Here is a 14156-nt window from a genome sequence, read left to right on the forward strand (position 1 = left end):
GCCCTGGAGGTGAGCGGGCGAGGTGTTCAGCCAACGGCGGGCTTGACGGTGAGAACCTGCCCCGCCACCACCAGCAGCACACGCTCCGAGGCGTCGGCGACCGCCATGTTGAGCCGGCCCAGGGTGTCGCGGAACCGGCGGCCCGCGGCGGTGGCCGGGACGACGCCCATGCCCACCTCGTTGCTGACCGCCACCGCCTGGCGCCGGGTGCCGGCCCAGGCCGCCGCCAGCGCCGCGCAGCGCCGCTGCACCGCGGCCTCGCCGCCGTCCGCCCACACCGCGTCGTCCCAGGCGCCGCACTCGTCCATCACGGCGGTGAGCCACAGCGCCAGGCAGTCGACCAGCACCGGAGCCGGGTCGGCGGGGTCGGCCAGGACCGCCTCCAGGTCGCAGGTCTCGGCGGTGCGCCAGCTCGCCGGGCGCCGTTCCCGGTGCAGCGCGACCCGCTGCGCCCACTCGGCGTCGCCCTCGCGGGTGCCGCCGGTGGCGACGTACAGCACGTCCTCGTGGTGCGCGAGCAGCTGCTCGGCCCGGGTGGACTTGCCGGACCGGGCGCCGCCGAGGAGCAGGGTGCGGGGGCGCGGGGCGTCAGGTGTCATGCACGCCATCCTCGCGCACCGCGCATACCGAAGATCCCGCCGGGCAACCTGAGGGCTTAGGGTGCGCTGCACAGCGCATCGCTGATCGTCGGCGGGAGGAGCCGGGCATGGTCTGGACGTGGCGGTACGAGAGGGCGGACGGCACCGTGGTGGCCCCGGGCAACGGGCAGGCGGAGGAGTTCGCCGGCCAGGGGGACGCGGAGACCTGGATCGGGGAGAACTGGAAGCAGCTGGCCGAGGACGGCGTGGACCGCGCCGTGCTGCTGGACGACGGCCGCGAGATCTACACGATGAGCCTGCACGAGGACTGAGCCGCCGGACGGCCGCCCGCCCGGGCGGGCGGCCGGGCACCGGCCTCCCCGCCCCGGCGGGGCTACTTCATCCCGACGACGTGCAGCATCCCGGCGACCTGCCGGTACGGGTCGGTGCGCCCGGCCCGCTCCTCGGCCTCCAGCAGCTGGGCGAGCTGCCGCCCGTCGACCGGCGGCGCCGCGTCGTCGGGGGAGTGGTCGGTGAAGACCCGGACGCCGTACCAGTGCCGCAGCGGCACGGACACCTCGGAGAGGGTGACGACGAGGTCGGCGATCCGGTCGGCGCGGGCCGCCAGCCCAAGCCGGTTGTAGTACCGGTCGCTCTCGAAGGCGTCCAGGGCGGCCCGCCAGTCGCCGGCGGCGGCGGGCCGCAGGGCGAGCGCGTCGCGGTTGCGCACCAGCAGGGAGAGCAGCCCGCCGGGGGCGAGCAGCCGGGCCAGTGAGGCGATCATCGGATCGGGGTCCGGCAGGTACATCAGCACGCCGTGGCAGAGGACGACGTCGAAGCTGCGCGCCCCGAACCAGCGCCCGCACTGGTGGCCGTCGCCGATCAGCAGCTGGACCCGCTCCCGCACCGCCTCGGGCTCCTCGGCCAGCACCTGCTGGGCGACGCCGAGCGCGGCCGGGTCGGAGTCGATGCCGGTCACGTAGTGGCCGGCCCGGGCCAGCCGCAGCGCCTGGGTGCCCTGGCCGCAGCCGATGTCGAGGACGCGCTGCGCGGCGCGGCCGGTGAGCTGCTCGGCGAGCTGCCGGGCGACCATCTCCTGCCGGACCAGGTTGCGCAGCGAGCCGGACCGGCCGGGGGAGGGGCCCGCGCCGCCGGCGAAGGAGCCGCTGCGCGAGGGCAGCCGCCGCTCGTACCCGGTCAGCCCGTGGCCGCCGCGGTCGTATCCGCCGCGCTCCTGGGCGACCCGGTCGTGGCCGCCGCCGCCCTGGCCGGGGAGCACGTAGAGGCCGGGCCCGTCCCAGACGGGAGGGGCCCAGCCGGAGTCCACCGGTTCGGCGGTCAGGGCTTCTCCCCGCGCCGCACCTGCGGCTTGGGCAGTCGCAGCCGGCGCATCTGCAGGATGCGCATCAGGCCGTAGGCGACCGCGCCACGGGTGTTCTGCCCGGCGAAGCGCTCGGCGAGCTGCTTGCGCAGGCCGAAGCCGAGCCGGACGAAGTCCAGGATCACCAGGACGAAGAAGAGCAGGAACAGCAGCGTGGAGAGCAGCTGGAGGGCCGGCACCTTCACGATGCTGAGCACCAGGATGACGACGGCGGCCGGAAGGAAGAACTCGGCCAGCGACCAGCGGGCGTCCACGTAGTCGCGGGTGAACTTGCGCACCGGGCCCTTGTCACGGGCCGGCAGGTGGCGCTCGTCCCCCTCCAGCAGCGCGGTGCGCTGCTTCTCGCGCTCGGCGCGCATCCGCTCGCGGGCCTGGCGGGTGGCCTCCTTGCGGTCCTTGGGCACGCTCACCCGGGTCCGCCGGTGGGCCTCGGCCTCACTGCGCTTGGGCGTCGGCCGGCCCTTCTTCGCCTGCGGGTCGCGGGGCTGGGTCGTCTCGTCCTGCTTCTCCAGCACGGCGGCGGAGGCAGCGGCATCATCTGAACGGCGTCGGAACACACCACCAGCGTACGGGGTGCGGGGCGCCTTCCTCCGGTCCCCCGGGAACCAAACGCATATCGATCGCGTCCCGGCGGCGCGCGGCCGGGCTTTCCCGGGGTTTCCCGTAGGGGATCACTCCGCTGACCGGCGGGTGGAACGAGGGCGGGATCCACCCCGCGGAGGAGGCTTTGCGGGACCGACCTGTAGCAGGCTTGTTGCAGGCAGGTGCACTGCGGCGACGGGCTCGCTGCACATACACTCGTCGTGTCTGGTAACGAGATAGAGACCGCAGGCCGGAGAAGGGGGCACCCGAGGCCCATGAGCGACGGAATCATGAAGCGTATGGGGCTGATCTTCCGCTCCAAGGCGAACAAGGCCCTGGACCGGGCGGAAGACCCGCGCGAGACGCTGGATTATTCGTACCAGAAGCAGCTGGAGCTGCTGCAGAAGGTGCGTCGTGGCGTCGCGGACGTGGCCACCTCGCGCAAGCGTCTGGAGCTCCAGCTGACCCAGCTGCAGCAGCAGTCGGCGAAGTACGAGGACCAGGGCCGCAAGGCGCTCTCGCTCGGCCGGGAGGACCTCGCCCGCGAGGCCCTGACCCGCAAGTCGAACATGCAGTCCCAGATCAACGACCTGCAGGTGCAGTACCAGCAGCTGCAGGCCGAGGAGGAGAAGCTCACGCTCGCCTCCCAGCGGCTGCAGGCGAAGGTCGACGCCTTCCGCACCAAGAAGGAGACCATCAAGGCCACCTACACCGCGGCCCAGGCGCAGACCCGGATCGCCGAGTCCTTCTCCGGCATCTCGGAGGAGATGGGCGACGTCGGTCTGGCGATCCAGCGGGCCGAGGACAAGACCGCGCAGATGCAGGCCCGGGCCGGTGCGATCGACGAGCTGCTGGCCTCCGGCGCGCTCGACGACGCCAGCGGTCTCGGCCGCAAGGACGACATCGAGGCCGAGCTGGAGCGGGTGGCCGGCGGTTCCGACGTCGAGCTGGAGCTGGCCCGCATGAAGGCCGAGCTGACCGGCGGCTCCCCGGCCGCCGGCCCGCAGGCCATCGAGCAGGGGCGCCCGCAGGACGCCGCGCCGCAGCAGCAGGACACCCCGCGGATCAACTACAACAAGTGACCTGAGCCGCGCCCCGGGGCACTCTCCGGGGCGCGGCCCCCAGAAAGGCACATCCCCCAGGAACAGGGAGACGCACGGCATGATCATGAGGGTCATGGGTGAGGGGCAGTTCGAGGTGGGCGAGTCCCACCTGAACCACCTCAACGAGCTCGACGAGGAGCTCCTCACCGCACTGGAGTCGGGGGACGAGGAACACTTCCGCCGGGCGCTCGGCGAGCTGCTGGGCGCCGTCAAGGAGTTCGGCACCCCGCTGCCGGACGACTCGCTGGAGCCGTCCGACCTGATCCTGCCGGACGCCGAGGCCACCATCGACCAGGTCCGCGAACTGCTGCGGGCCGAGGGTGACGGTCTCATCCCGGGCGTTCCCGAGTAGCCGCCGTTCTCGGCCAGACACAGGGGCGGGCCCCCTCCCACCGGGGAGGGGGCCCGTCCTTCGTCGTCCGCGCCGCCGCGGCGGCGGACCGCTACGGCAGGGCCAGCATCCGGTCCAGCGCGGCCTTGGCGTACTTCTCGGTCTCCGGGTCGACGCTGATCACGTTCGGCACCCGGCCCTCGACCAGCGACTCCAGCGCCCAGACCAGGTGCGGCAGGTCGATCCGGTTCATGGTGGAGCAGAAGCAGACCGCCCGGTCCAGGAAGACGATCTCCTTGTCCGGGTGGGCCTTGGCGAGCCGGCGCACCAGGTTGAGCTCGGTGCCGATGGCCCACGTGGAGCCGGGCTCGGCGGCGTCCAGCGCCTTGATGATGTACTCGGTCGAGCCCACCATGTCGGCGGCCGCGACGACCTCGTGCCGGCACTCCGGGTGCACCAGGACGGTGACGCCCGGGATCCGCTCGCGCACGTCGTTCACCGAGTCCAGGGTGAAGCGCCCGTGCACCGAGCAGTGGCCGCGCCAGAGGATCATCTTCGCGTCCCGCAGCTGCTCGGCGGTCAGGCCGCCGTTCGGCTTGTGCGGGTTGTAGACGACGCAGTCGTCCAGCGAGAAGCCCATGTCGCGCACCGCGGTGTTGCGGCCCAGGTGCTGGTCGGGCAGGAACAGCACCTTCCGGCCCTGCTCGAACGCCCACTCCAGCGCCCGCTTGGCGTTGGAGGAGGTGCAGATGGTGCCGCCGTGCCGGCCGGTGAAGGCCTTGATGTCGGCGGAGGAGTTCATGTACGAGACCGGGACGGTGACGTCGGCTATGCCGGCGTCGGTCAGCACGTCCCAGCACTCGGCGACCTGCTCGGCGGTGGCCATGTCGGCCATCGAACAGCCGGCCGCGAGGTCCGGCAGGACGACCTGCTGGGCGTCGCCGGTGAGGATGTCGGCGGACTCGGCCATGAAGTGCACACCGCAGAAGACGATGTACTCGGCCTCCGGGCGGGCCGCCGCGTCGCGGGCGAGCTTGAAGGAGTCGCCGGTGACGTCGGCGAACTCGATCACCTCGTCGCGCTGGTAGTGGTGGCCCAGGATGAAGACGCGGTCGCCGAGCGCGGCCTTGGCGGCCCGGGCGCGGTCGACGAGGTCCGGGTCGGAGGCCGGGGGGAGGTCGCCGGGGCACTCGACGCCGCGCTCGCTGTTCGGGTCGGCCTCGCGGCCGAGCAGCAGCAGAGCGAGCGGCGTCGGGGTGGGGTCGACGCCGTAGGTCTCGGTGGTGGTGGTCACGGGCGGGCGCCCTTCTGTGCGGCCGATCAAGCGGTGCAGCCTTTTCGTCTATCTGACGCAATCTATGATAACCGGTTAGCGTCAGAGTGACGATGGCCATCCTGTCGATGTGACGAGAACCGCTCGCCGGTTCGGAGCCTTCCCGGGGCGGCTGCGGCGTGGCCGAACCGTGATCCCGGCCGGTCCGGGTTTCGCTGGTGGCATGAAGGCAATCGCGATCCACCGCTACGGCGGCCCCGACGTGGTCGAGTACACCGACCTGCCCGATCCCAAGGTCGGCCCGGACTCGGTCCTGGTGCAGATCAGGGCGGCCGGGGTGAACCCGGTCGACTGGAAGGTGCGGGAGGGCCGGCTGGACGGCCTGCTCGACGCGCACTTCCCGCTGGTGATGGGCTGGGACGCGGCGGGGGTGGTCCGCGCGGTGGGCGGCGGGGTCACCGAGTTCGCCCCGGGGGACGAGGTCTACGGCTACGTCCGCAAGGACGCGGTCGAGCACGGCACCTACGCCGAGCTGGTCGCCGCGCCGGTGCGCACCCTGGCCCGCAAGCCGGCCGCGCTGGACTGGGCGCAGGCCGGCGGGCTGCCGCTGGCCGGGCTGACCGCCCTCCAGACGCTGCGGGCGGTGGGCGCGGGCGCCGGGGACACCGTCCTGGTGCACGCCGCCGCTGGCGGGGTCGGACACCTGGCGGTCCAGATCGCCAGGGCCTTCGGCGCCCGGGTGATCGGCACCGCCGGCGAGCGCAACCACGCGTACCTGCGCTCGCTGGGCGCCGAGCCGGTCGGCCACGGCGAGGGCCTGGCCGAGCGGGTCCGGGCGCTCGCCCCGCAGGGTGTGGACGCCGCGGTGGACCTGGTCGGCGGCGACGCCGTCGAGGTCTCGGCCGCCCTGGTGGCCGACCCGGCGCGGATCGCCTCGGTCGCCGACTTCGGGGTCAGGGCGCGCGGCGGCCGGTACGTCTGGGTCCGTCCGGACGCCGCCGGGCTGGCGGAGCTGGCCGCGCTCGCCGACGACGGGCGGCTGACGGTGACCGTCGCCTCCACCTTCCCGCTCGCCCAGGCCGCCTCGGCGCAGGCGCTCAGCGCGGAGGGCCGCACCCGGGGCAAGATCGTCCTGCTCACCGGCTGATCACCGGCCGCCGCGAGAGCCGCCGCGGGGGCCGCCGCACCGGCCGGTCACCCTCCGGCCGACGCGCGGACGTCCCCCCTCCGTCATCCGTCAGCGGTGGACTCACTCCTGACATCCGCCAGAATGGTTGCCGAACCGTTTCGGCGTGCCGCCGCCGTCCGCCGCCGTTCCCTACGCCGCACGACCCGTGGAGCCCCGCACCGATGAGCAGCAGCCGAGCGCACGAGACGGTCGGGGCCTCCCTGGACGAGACCGACCGCCTCCTCCTCGCCCGGCTGGCCGGGGACGGCCGTGCCTCCTACGCGGAGATCGGCCTCCAGGTGAACCTCTCCGCCACCGCCGTCCGCCGCCGGATCGACCGGCTGCGGGCCCGCGGGGTGGTCCGCGGCTTCACCGTCGTGCTCGACCCCTCGGTGCTCGGCTGGCAGACCGAGGCCTTCGTCGAGGTCTACTGCCGCGAGCGCACCGCCCCCGAGGAGATCCTCGCCAGCCTGCGCCAGTTCCCCGAGGTGATCGCCGCCTGGACGGTCACCGGCGACCCGGACGCGCTGGTCCACCTGCGGGCCGCCGACATGCGCCACCTGGAGGCGGTCATCGAGCGGATCCGCCGCGAGCCCGGCGTCCAGCGCAGCCGCTCCTCCGTGGTGCTCTCCCAGCTCATCGGCTGACCTCTCCGGGGCCCCGCGCAGGAATCCTGCGCGCCCCCCGCCGAAGACGCCCGAAAGCTGCCTGACCGGCCGCGTTCCGACGCGCGGACGGGGCCCCTCGCTGCCTACGCTGATCACGTCCGGCCGTGCGGTGCCAACCCCCGTGCCGCCGGGCCCTCCCCGACACCCCACAGCCGAGAGGGACACCCGTGTCCGCAGCCCCCGACCGCATGCACCGGCCCGACAACGACCTGGTCGACCTGGTTTTCGACTACATGCGCGAGCGGCTGCAGTACGACCCGGTCCCGCTCGACCACCCCGGTGACGGCGAGCACCTGCGCACCCAGCTGGCCGGCCTGCTCAACCAGGACGGCAACAACCCCGCCGACGTGCTCAAGCTCTACGACCACGAGCTCTCCCGCGCGGTGATCTCCGCCGACAGCCCGCGCTACCTCTCCTTCATCCCGTGCGCCCCCACCAAGGCCGCGCTGCTCTTCGACATGGTCGTCTCCTGCGCCTCGCTCCAGGGCATCTCCTGGCTGGAGGCGGCCGGCGCGATCGCCGCCGAGAACCAGGTGCTGCGCCTGATAGCGGACCGCGCCGGCCTGCCCGCCTCGGCCGGCGGCACCTTCGTCTCCGGCGGCTCGGCCGGCAACCTCTCCGCGCTGGTGGTCGCCCGCGACACCGCCCGCCGCCGTCTGGCCGAGGAGGGGCGACCCAGTGGTCCGGAGGCCCGGCTGCGGATCGCCGTCGCCGACCAGGTGCACTCCTCGGTCAAGAACACCTTCAACATCATCGGTGTCGAGGCGTTCAAGGTGCCGACCGTCGACCGCCGGTTCACCGGCGAGGCGCTGCGCGCCGCGCTGGCCGCCGACCCGAACCCGGAGACCGTGATCGCCGTCGTCGGCACCGCCGGCACCACCAACGAGGGCATCGTCGACGACCTCCAGGGCCTGTCCGAGGTCGCCCGCGAGCGCGGCCTCTGGTTCCACGTGGACGGCGCCTACGGCGGCGCGGGCCTGTTCGCCCCCTCCGTCCGGGAGCGCTACAACGGCATCGAGCACGCCGACTCCTTCGTCGTCGACCCGCACAAGTGGCTCTTCGCGCCGTTCGACTGCGCCGCGCTGATCTACCGCAACCCCCAGCTCGCCCGCGCCGTGCACACCCAGGACGCCTCCTACCTGGACGTCCTGCACACCGAGGGCGACGAGTGGAACCCCACCGACTACGCCTACCACCTGACCCGGCGCGCCCGCGGCCTGCCGCTCTGGTTCTCGCTCGCCGTGCACGGCGTCCAGGCGTACACCGACGCCATCGAGGCCGGCCTCACCCTCGCCCGGGACACCGCCCGGCTCATCCGCGACACCGACCACCTGGAGCTGCTGTTCGACCCGCAGCTCTCCGCGGTCTGCTTCAAGCGCAAGGGCTGGACCAACGACGACTACTACCGCTGGTCGCAGCAGCTGCTCGCGGACCAGATCGGCTTCGTCACCCCCACCGGCTGGGACGGCGAGACCGTCGCCCGGTTCGCCTTCCTGCACCCGGGCACCACCATGGAGATGGTCAGGGAGATCCTCGACACCATGGCGTGACGCACCCGTCGACGGACCCCCGCCCGGCCCCGGCCCGGCGGGGGTCCCGCCGTTCCCGCGCCCTACAGCAGCCCGCCGTTCGGCACGTACGGCGCCGGCGGGCGCATCCCGCGCAGGCCCAGGAAGCCTCGGCTCTCCACGGTCAGTCCCACCTCCAGGCCGACGTCCAGCGCCCACTCCTGCTCCGCGGTCAGCGCCTCCACCCGGGCCTGCGTCCCCTCCGGCACCCGGGCCAGCGCCTCGCGCAGCAGCCGGGTGGCGATCCGCTTGGAGGTGGCCGCCAGCAGCTTCACCTCCCCGCCGTCCCGGTAGCAGTAGCCGCTGCCCGCCAGCGAGTCCGCGATCAGCAACTCCTCGCAGTGGGCGAGCAGCAGCCCGTGGTCCGGGCCGTGCGCGGAGCCGCGCAGCCGCCGGTCCACCGAGTCCAGCAGGTGCTGGTGCGTCGCGTTGCCCGGGTGCACCGGGATGTCCCCCGGATCGACCAGCCCGGACCGGTCCACCCGCCCGGTCAGCTGCATCGCCGGGTACAGCGTGAAGCCGGCCAGCCGGTAGCGGCGCACGGCCGCCGGGGACGGCGAGGAGCACAGCATGCCGCGCAGACAGCCGCGCCCGTACGCCAGGGCCCGGTCCAGCAGCAGCCGGCCCACCCCCTTGCCCTGCGCCCGCGGCAGCACCACCAGCAGCGCCAGCACCCAGACGCCCTCGCGGCGCAGCGCCAGCACCGCGCCGACCGGCTCGCCGTCGAGCTCGGCGAGCCAGCAGCCCTGCGGATCGGTGCGCGCCAGGTGTCTCGTCCGGGCCGACTGGTAGACGGAGGGCCGGGGCGGCTCGGTGGCCGGGGCGTCGGGGAGCGAGGCGAACGCGGCACGGGCGAGCGACTGGACCACCTCCGCGTCGGCGGCGGTGTCCTGGACCGGGCGCAGGATCATGCCCACCATCCTGGCCGCCCCGGCGCCGCGGCGTGGCCGGTTCACCCGGATCGGTCCCATCGGGCGGTGACCGGTGTCCGCCGGTGTGCGAGCATGGGAAGCGCATGGGGAGCGGGTAGCAAGCCCGGCCCACGGAACCGTGCCGCCACGAACCGCCGAAAACACCGTGCCGTCCGGGAAATGAAACCGGGCGGCCGTCGGTTGGCACTGGCGGCAGACCGTCGTCAAGACCGGGAGAAAGCAGATGACCGTCAAGGACGAGACCACCGTAGAGGGTGGCATCCTCCTCACCGATGCCGCCGCGGGCAAGGTCAAGGCCCTGCTGGAGCAGGAAGGCCGGGACGACCTGGCGCTGCGGGTCGCCGTCCAGCCCGGCGGCTGCTCGGGCCTGCGTTACCAGCTGTTCTTCGACGAGCGCTCGCTCGACGGCGACGTGGTCAAGGACTTCGACGGCGTCAAGGTCGTCACCGACCGGATGAGCGCCCCGTACCTGGGCGGCGCCACCGTCGACTTCGTCGACACCATCGAGAAGCAGGGCTTCACGATCGACAACCCGAACGCCACCGGCTCCTGCGCCTGCGGCGACTCGTTCAGCTAGGCGTCGACGCGAAGGCGGCCCCGGATCCCCGGGGCCGCCTTCGTCGTGTCCGGGCGCCGGTCACCCCGTCACGGGGCACCCGGGATGTCCGGAACGGACGGGTCGGGGCCGACCTTCGGGTCCGCCTCCAGCGGCACCTCCTGCCCGGTCGCCAGATCGGTCACCGCCCGGCCCCGCAGGGGCTGCTTCAGGTCGGCCGTCACCGTCTGCCGCTGGGCCACCGCGACGCAGTCCTGCCCGGCCGGGACGGGCGCGGCCGTGGTCACCCGGACGTCCACCCGGCCCGGCTTGGACTCGTCCGCCTTGAGCGCGTACCGCTGACAGACCCCGCCGTAGAACCAGACGGTCAACCGGTTGCCGTCCACCCGGTAGGTGATCGCCGGATGCACCTGCGAGCCCTTCCCGGACCCGTTCGGCGCCGGCTCGCCGACCGCGATGCCGTTGCCGCCCGCGCCCGGGGGAGTGGGTGCCGGGGTGGGCGTCAGCGCCGGGGCGGTGGGGGCCGACGAGGGATCGGCCGGGCGAGGCTCCGGGGCGGTGGCCGACGGGTCGGCCGGCGGCGTGGCCACCGGAGCGGGGGCGGACGGGTCGGGCGTGGTGACCGGGGCCGAAGGGGCGGCCGCGCCGGGGGAGGCGGCGGCGCTCGCCGGCGTCCGCTCCGGGCCCGGGGTCGCCGCGTCCGAACCCGCGCCGCTCCCGCTCCCGCACCCGGCGAGGACGGCCGCCGCCGCCAGCGCCAGGCCCGCCAGTGCCGTGGCCCGCGCCCGGCCGGAACGCCGGGGCATCGTCTCCAGATCCATCTGCACATCCTCCCGAGGGCTCAGCGGCGCACCGTGCCGGCCGCACCGCGCGGATGTGACGTGCCCCGGACGATCCCGGTTCCCGTCGGCCCCCTCCGGTCCCTCGCGCCCCGCCTCAGGGGCCGTACTCGGGCATCGACGCGACCAGTCGCTGCGCCCCGGAGGAGACGCGGAAGCCGGACCGGGCCGGCACGCTGTCCTGCGGGCCGGTCGCCAGCAGCGGCCAGAACCGCCGCAGCCGGCGCGAGGAGTCCACCAGCGCGTCCAGCGACTCGCCGTCCGCCTCACCGCGCAGGGCGGGCGGAACCCGCAGCGGGTGGTGACTGGGCATCATCGGCCATCACTCCGATCCACCGGTGCCGTGGCAGCGGCGCCACGGGCCTGGGACGGGGCCGGAAAGGCCCCTCTCTGCGACCCTAGGCCGGGCGGACCGGGGCCCACCAGAGCTACCCCGTGGTAGTACACGATCGGGGGCGACGGGTGCCGGCGGACGGCCACCGGCGCACGCGCAGTCTTGCTGGCGCCCCGTACCCGCCGGGTACCGTGGGTGGGTTCCACCCCGTTGTCCCATGGCCCCGCCGCCATCCTGAGGAGACCCCGTGCGTATCGCCGTCGCCGGCTCGATCGCGACCGACCACCTGATGACCTTCCCCGGCCGGTTCGCCGACCAGCTGGTCGCCGAGCAGCTGCACACCGTGTCGCTGTCCTTCCTGGTCGACACCCTCGACATCCGCCGCGGCGGCGTCGCGCCGAACATCGCCTTCGGCATGGGTGTCCTGGGCCTGAGCCCGATCCTGGTCGGCGCGGCAGGCGCGGACTTCGCCGAGTACCGCAGCTGGCTGGAGCGCAACAACGTGGACTGCCAGTCCGTCCACATCTCGGAGACGCGGCACACCGCGCGCTTCATGTGCACCACGGACGAGGACCACAACCAGATCGCCTCGTTCTACACCGGTGCCATGGCCGAGGCCCGCAACATCGAGCTGGAGCCGATCGCCGACCGCGTCGGCGGCCTCGACCTGGTGCTGATCGGCGCCGACGACCCGCAGGCGATGGTCCGCCACACCCAGGAGTGCCGCACCCGCGGCTACGCCTTCGCCGCCGACCCGTCCCAGCAGCTGGCCCGCCTCGACGGCCACGACATCCGCCAGATCGTCGACGGCGCCGCGTACCTCTTCACCAACGAGTACGAGGCCGCGCTGATCGAGTCCAAGACCGGCTGGGACTCCGAGGAGATCCTCACCCGGGTCGGCACCCGGATCACCACCCTGGGCAGCAAGGGCGTGCGGATCGACCGCAAGGGCGAGTCCCCGGTGCTGGTCGGCTGCGCCCCGGAGAACGCCAAGGTGGACCCGACCGGTGTCGGCGACGCCTTCCGCGCCGGCTTCCTGGCGGGCCTGTCCTGGGACCTGGAGCTGGAGCGCTCCGCCCAGCTCGGCTGCATGCTCGCCACCCTGGTGATCGAGACCGTCGGCACCCAGGAGTACGAGCTGCGCCCGCACGACTTCCTGCAGCGCTTCGTCGCCGCCTACGGCGAGGAGGCCGGCGGGGAGGTGCGCGCGCACCTGGTCAACTGACCCGCCGCACCAGGTAGGCCGAGCCCCGGTCGCCGCCGTACCCGGCGGCCGGGGCCTCGCCCAGGTACTCCTGCCCGCGCATCGCGCACCAGGCCGGGACGTCCAGCCGGGCCGCCTCGTCGTCGGCCAGCACCGCGACCGTCCCGCCCACCGGCACCTCGCCGATCCGCCTGGCCAGCTCGATCACCGGCAGCGGACACCGCTTGCCCAGCGCGTCGATGGTGAGCGTCCCGTCGGACGGCTCCCCGGCGGCGGCCGGCGGCGCCAGGTCCAGCCCCAGCGGGGCGCGGACGCCGGCCACCACCTCCGGCAGGACGGCCAGGAACCGCTCGACGTCCGCCTCCGCGGTGCCGAAGGGCAGCGAGACCCGCACGTTGCCCTCGGTGAGCACGCCCATCGCCGCCAGCACATGGCTCGGGGTCAGCGTGGAGGAGGTGCACGAGGAGCCGGAGGAGACGGCGAACCCGGCCCGGTCCAGCTCGCCCAGCAGCACCTCGCCGTCCACGTACAGGCAGGAGAAGGTGACGAGGTGCGGCAGCCGCCGCACCGGGTCGCCGACCACCTCGACCTCGGGCACCAGCCGCGGCACCCGGGCCCTGATCCGCTCGACCAGCTCGTGCAGCCGGGCGTTCTCCCGCTCGGCCTCGGCCCGCACCGCCCGCAGCGAGGCCGCCGCCGCGACGATCGCCGGGACGTTGACGAACCCCGGCACCCGGCCGCCCTCGCGCTCGTCGGCGGGCAGCGGGGAGGCGAACCGCACGCCCTTGCGCACCGCGAGCACCCCGACGCCGGCCGGTCCGCCCCATTTGTGCGCGCTGGCGGTCAGCAGCGACCAGCCGGCCGGCACGTCCGTCCGCCCCGCGCTCTGCGCGGCGTCCACCAGCAGCGGCACGTCCCCGCAGCGGGCGGCCGTCTCGGCGACCGGCTGCACCGTGCCCACCTCGTGGTTGGCGGACTGCAGGACCGCGAGCGCGGTGTCCGGCCGCAGGGCCGCCGCGAACACCACCGGGTCCACCCGGCCCTGCCGGTCCACCGGCACCTCGCCGACCTCGCCGCCGGCGGCCGCGTGCCGCTCCGCGGTGTGCAGCACGCTGGAGTGCTCGACGGCGGAGTGCACCAGGTGCCGGCCGCGCCGCCGGTTGCCCTGCAGCGCGCCGAGCACACCGAGCTGGACGGCCTGGGTGCCGCTGGCGGTGAAGGAGATCTCGTCGGCCCGGCAGCCGAGCACCTCGGCCACGGTCTCCCGGGCGGCGTCCAGCAGCATCCGGGCCTGCCGCCCGGAGCGGTAGAGCCGGGCCGGGTCGGCCCACCCCTCGTCGAGGGCGGCGGTCAGCGCCTGCCGGGCGACGGGGTGGAGCGGTGCGGTGGAGGCCACATCGAAGTACACGGTCACATTTAACGACACTCCCGGCCGCGTTCCGGGCTCCGGCGGCGGCTCACCGGTCGTCAGTCGATCACCCCGAATGTCCGTATCGTCCGCGTCCGACGGGGCGTCACACACGTTGTCCGAGGTCATCCCCCGATCGGGCGTACGGACCCCGAATGCCTAGGATGACCTGCGGCGCAGCCCTTGCCGGGCCTGATCGGGTGTCCGGGCGGCGCGTTACCGGGACCTGCC

The 14156-nt window shown here is 74.0% G+C and carries 16 protein-coding genes; 8 read left to right on the top strand and 8 right to left on the bottom strand.

Annotation, left to right across the window (positions count from 1 at the left end):
* Positions 1 to 26 precede the first annotated feature (26 nt).
* A complete protein-coding gene (gene cobU, locus ABT238_RS19850; protein WP_502891450.1) occupies positions 27 to 599 on the bottom strand; it encodes a bifunctional adenosylcobinamide kinase/adenosylcobinamide-phosphate guanylyltransferase in 573 nt (190 codons plus the stop codon).
* A 107-nt stretch (positions 600 to 706) separates the two neighbouring features.
* Here cobU and ABT238_RS19855 point away from each other — a divergent pair, with 107 nt between their 5' ends.
* Positions 707 to 910, top strand: a complete 204-nt coding sequence (locus ABT238_RS19855) for a hypothetical protein (RefSeq protein ID WP_350566800.1) — start codon at positions 707 to 709, stop codon at positions 908 to 910.
* A gap of 62 nt (positions 911 to 972) precedes the next feature.
* On the opposite strand, the gene ABT238_RS19860 is transcribed toward ABT238_RS19855, so the two are convergent.
* Both ABT238_RS19860 and ABT238_RS19865 read right to left on the bottom strand, forming a co-directional pair.
* A complete protein-coding gene (locus tag ABT238_RS19860) occupies positions 973 to 1671 on the bottom strand; it encodes a class I SAM-dependent methyltransferase (protein ID WP_502884287.1) in 699 nt (232 codons plus the stop codon).
* 245 nt (positions 1672 to 1916) lie between these two features.
* Positions 1917 to 2516 carry a DUF3043 domain-containing protein gene (locus tag ABT238_RS19865; protein WP_350566796.1) on the bottom strand — a complete coding sequence of 200 codons (600 nt, stop codon included), beginning with the start codon at positions 2514 to 2516 and terminating at the stop codon, positions 1917 to 1919.
* A 300-nt stretch (positions 2517 to 2816) separates the two neighbouring features.
* On the opposite strand from ABT238_RS19865, the gene ABT238_RS19870 reads away from it, so the two are divergent.
* Positions 2817 to 3623, top strand: a complete 807-nt coding sequence (locus tag ABT238_RS19870; protein WP_350566795.1) for a PspA/IM30 family protein — start codon at positions 2817 to 2819, stop codon at positions 3621 to 3623.
* Positions 3624 to 3702: 79 nt separating this feature from the next.
* Positions 3703 to 3996, top strand: coding sequence for a PspA-associated protein PspAA (gene pspAA, locus ABT238_RS19875; RefSeq protein WP_350770514.1), 294 nt, complete (start codon positions 3703 to 3705; stop codon positions 3994 to 3996).
* Positions 3997 to 4087: 91 nt separating this feature from the next.
* Here the strand turns inward: pspAA and nadA are convergent, their stop codons facing one another.
* Positions 4088 to 5269, bottom strand: a complete 1182-nt coding sequence (nadA, locus tag ABT238_RS19880; protein ID WP_350770531.1) for a quinolinate synthase NadA — start codon at positions 5267 to 5269, stop codon at positions 4088 to 4090.
* 202 nt (positions 5270 to 5471) lie between these two features.
* Between nadA and ABT238_RS19885 the strand changes: the two genes are divergently transcribed.
* The 3 genes from ABT238_RS19885 to ABT238_RS19895 all read left to right on the top strand — a co-directional run bounded on the left by ABT238_RS19885 (position 5472) and on the right by ABT238_RS19895 (position 8634).
* Positions 5472 to 6395 carry an NADP-dependent oxidoreductase gene (locus ABT238_RS19885; RefSeq protein WP_350566789.1) on the top strand — a complete coding sequence of 308 codons (924 nt, stop codon included), beginning with the start codon at positions 5472 to 5474 and terminating at the stop codon, positions 6393 to 6395.
* A gap of 203 nt (positions 6396 to 6598) precedes the next feature.
* Positions 6599 to 7063: an Lrp/AsnC family transcriptional regulator gene (locus ABT238_RS19890; RefSeq protein ID WP_350566788.1), complete on the top strand. Its 465-nt coding sequence runs from the start codon at positions 6599 to 6601 to the stop codon at positions 7061 to 7063.
* A gap of 188 nt (positions 7064 to 7251) precedes the next feature.
* Entirely contained in the window at positions 7252 to 8634 is a 1383-nt protein-coding gene (locus ABT238_RS19895; RefSeq protein WP_350566786.1) for a pyridoxal phosphate-dependent decarboxylase family protein, read from the top strand.
* 62 nt (positions 8635 to 8696) lie between these two features.
* Here the strand turns inward: ABT238_RS19895 and ABT238_RS19900 are convergent, their stop codons facing one another.
* The gene (locus tag ABT238_RS19900) at positions 8697 to 9563 is read right to left on the bottom strand and encodes a GNAT family N-acetyltransferase (RefSeq protein WP_350566784.1); all 867 of its coding nucleotides are present in this window, start codon (positions 9561 to 9563) and stop codon (positions 8697 to 8699) included.
* A gap of 244 nt (positions 9564 to 9807) precedes the next feature.
* On the opposite strand from ABT238_RS19900, the gene ABT238_RS19905 reads away from it, so the two are divergent.
* Positions 9808 to 10161, top strand: a complete 354-nt coding sequence (locus tag ABT238_RS19905) for a HesB/IscA family protein (RefSeq protein WP_350549538.1) — start codon at positions 9808 to 9810, stop codon at positions 10159 to 10161.
* A 68-nt stretch (positions 10162 to 10229) separates the two neighbouring features.
* Here the strand turns inward: ABT238_RS19905 and ABT238_RS19910 are convergent, their stop codons facing one another.
* Together ABT238_RS19910 and ABT238_RS19915 are read right to left on the bottom strand one after the other, a co-directional pair.
* On the bottom strand, positions 10230 to 10961 hold the full coding sequence (locus ABT238_RS19910; protein WP_350770606.1) for a hypothetical protein: 732 nt from the start codon (positions 10959 to 10961) through the stop codon (positions 10230 to 10232).
* A 115-nt stretch (positions 10962 to 11076) separates the two neighbouring features.
* Entirely contained in the window at positions 11077 to 11295 is a 219-nt protein-coding gene (locus ABT238_RS19915; protein ID WP_350566781.1) for a hypothetical protein, read from the bottom strand.
* A gap of 265 nt (positions 11296 to 11560) precedes the next feature.
* On the opposite strand from ABT238_RS19915, the gene ABT238_RS19920 reads away from it, so the two are divergent.
* Positions 11561 to 12538 carry a carbohydrate kinase family protein gene (locus ABT238_RS19920; protein WP_350770625.1) on the top strand — a complete coding sequence of 326 codons (978 nt, stop codon included), beginning with the start codon at positions 11561 to 11563 and terminating at the stop codon, positions 12536 to 12538.
* Here ABT238_RS19920 and ABT238_RS19925 read toward each other — a convergent pair.
* Positions 12531 to 13925 carry a cysteine desulfurase/sulfurtransferase TusA family protein gene (locus tag ABT238_RS19925; protein WP_350566777.1) on the bottom strand — a complete coding sequence of 465 codons (1395 nt, stop codon included), beginning with the start codon at positions 13923 to 13925 and terminating at the stop codon, positions 12531 to 12533. The two genes, ABT238_RS19920 and ABT238_RS19925, sit on opposite strands and share 8 nt — an antisense overlap.
* Positions 13926 to 14156 lie beyond the last annotated feature (231 nt).

Origin of the sequence: Kitasatospora sp. NPDC001527 (assembly GCF_040298605.1) — a bacterium.
Lineage (GTDB): Bacteria > Actinomycetota > Actinomycetes > Streptomycetales > Streptomycetaceae > Kitasatospora.

What these genes read in the sequence shown, in the direction of transcription:
- ABT238_RS19910 (WP_350770606.1), bottom strand. Translation starts at nt 10,961, where the DNA reads ATGGATCTGGAGACGATGCCCCGGCGTTCCGGCCGGGCGCGGGCCACG.
- cobU (WP_502891450.1), bottom strand. Translation starts at nt 599, where the DNA reads ATGACACCTGACGCCCCGCGCCCCCGCACCCTGCTCCTCGGCGGCGCC.
- ABT238_RS19915 (WP_350566781.1), bottom strand. Translation starts at nt 11,295, where the DNA reads ATGATGCCCAGTCACCACCCGCTGCGGGTTCCGCCCGCCCTGCGCGGT.
- ABT238_RS19900 (WP_350566784.1), bottom strand. Translation starts at nt 9,563, where the DNA reads ATGATCCTGCGCCCGGTCCAGGACACCGCCGCCGACGCGGAGGTGGTC.
- pspAA (WP_350770514.1), top strand. Translation starts at nt 3,703, where the DNA reads ATGATCATGAGGGTCATGGGTGAGGGGCAGTTCGAGGTGGGCGAGTCC.
- ABT238_RS19890 (WP_350566788.1), top strand. Translation starts at nt 6,599, where the DNA reads ATGAGCAGCAGCCGAGCGCACGAGACGGTCGGGGCCTCCCTGGACGAG.
- ABT238_RS19885 (WP_350566789.1), top strand. Translation starts at nt 5,472, where the DNA reads ATGAAGGCAATCGCGATCCACCGCTACGGCGGCCCCGACGTGGTCGAG.
- ABT238_RS19905 (WP_350549538.1), top strand. Translation starts at nt 9,808, where the DNA reads ATGACCGTCAAGGACGAGACCACCGTAGAGGGTGGCATCCTCCTCACC.
- ABT238_RS19870 (WP_350566795.1), top strand. Translation starts at nt 2,817, where the DNA reads ATGAGCGACGGAATCATGAAGCGTATGGGGCTGATCTTCCGCTCCAAG.
- ABT238_RS19860 (WP_502884287.1), bottom strand. Translation starts at nt 1,671, where the DNA reads ATGGTCGCCCGGCAGCTCGCCGAGCAGCTCACCGGCCGCGCCGCGCAG.
- ABT238_RS19855 (WP_350566800.1), top strand. Translation starts at nt 707, where the DNA reads ATGGTCTGGACGTGGCGGTACGAGAGGGCGGACGGCACCGTGGTGGCC.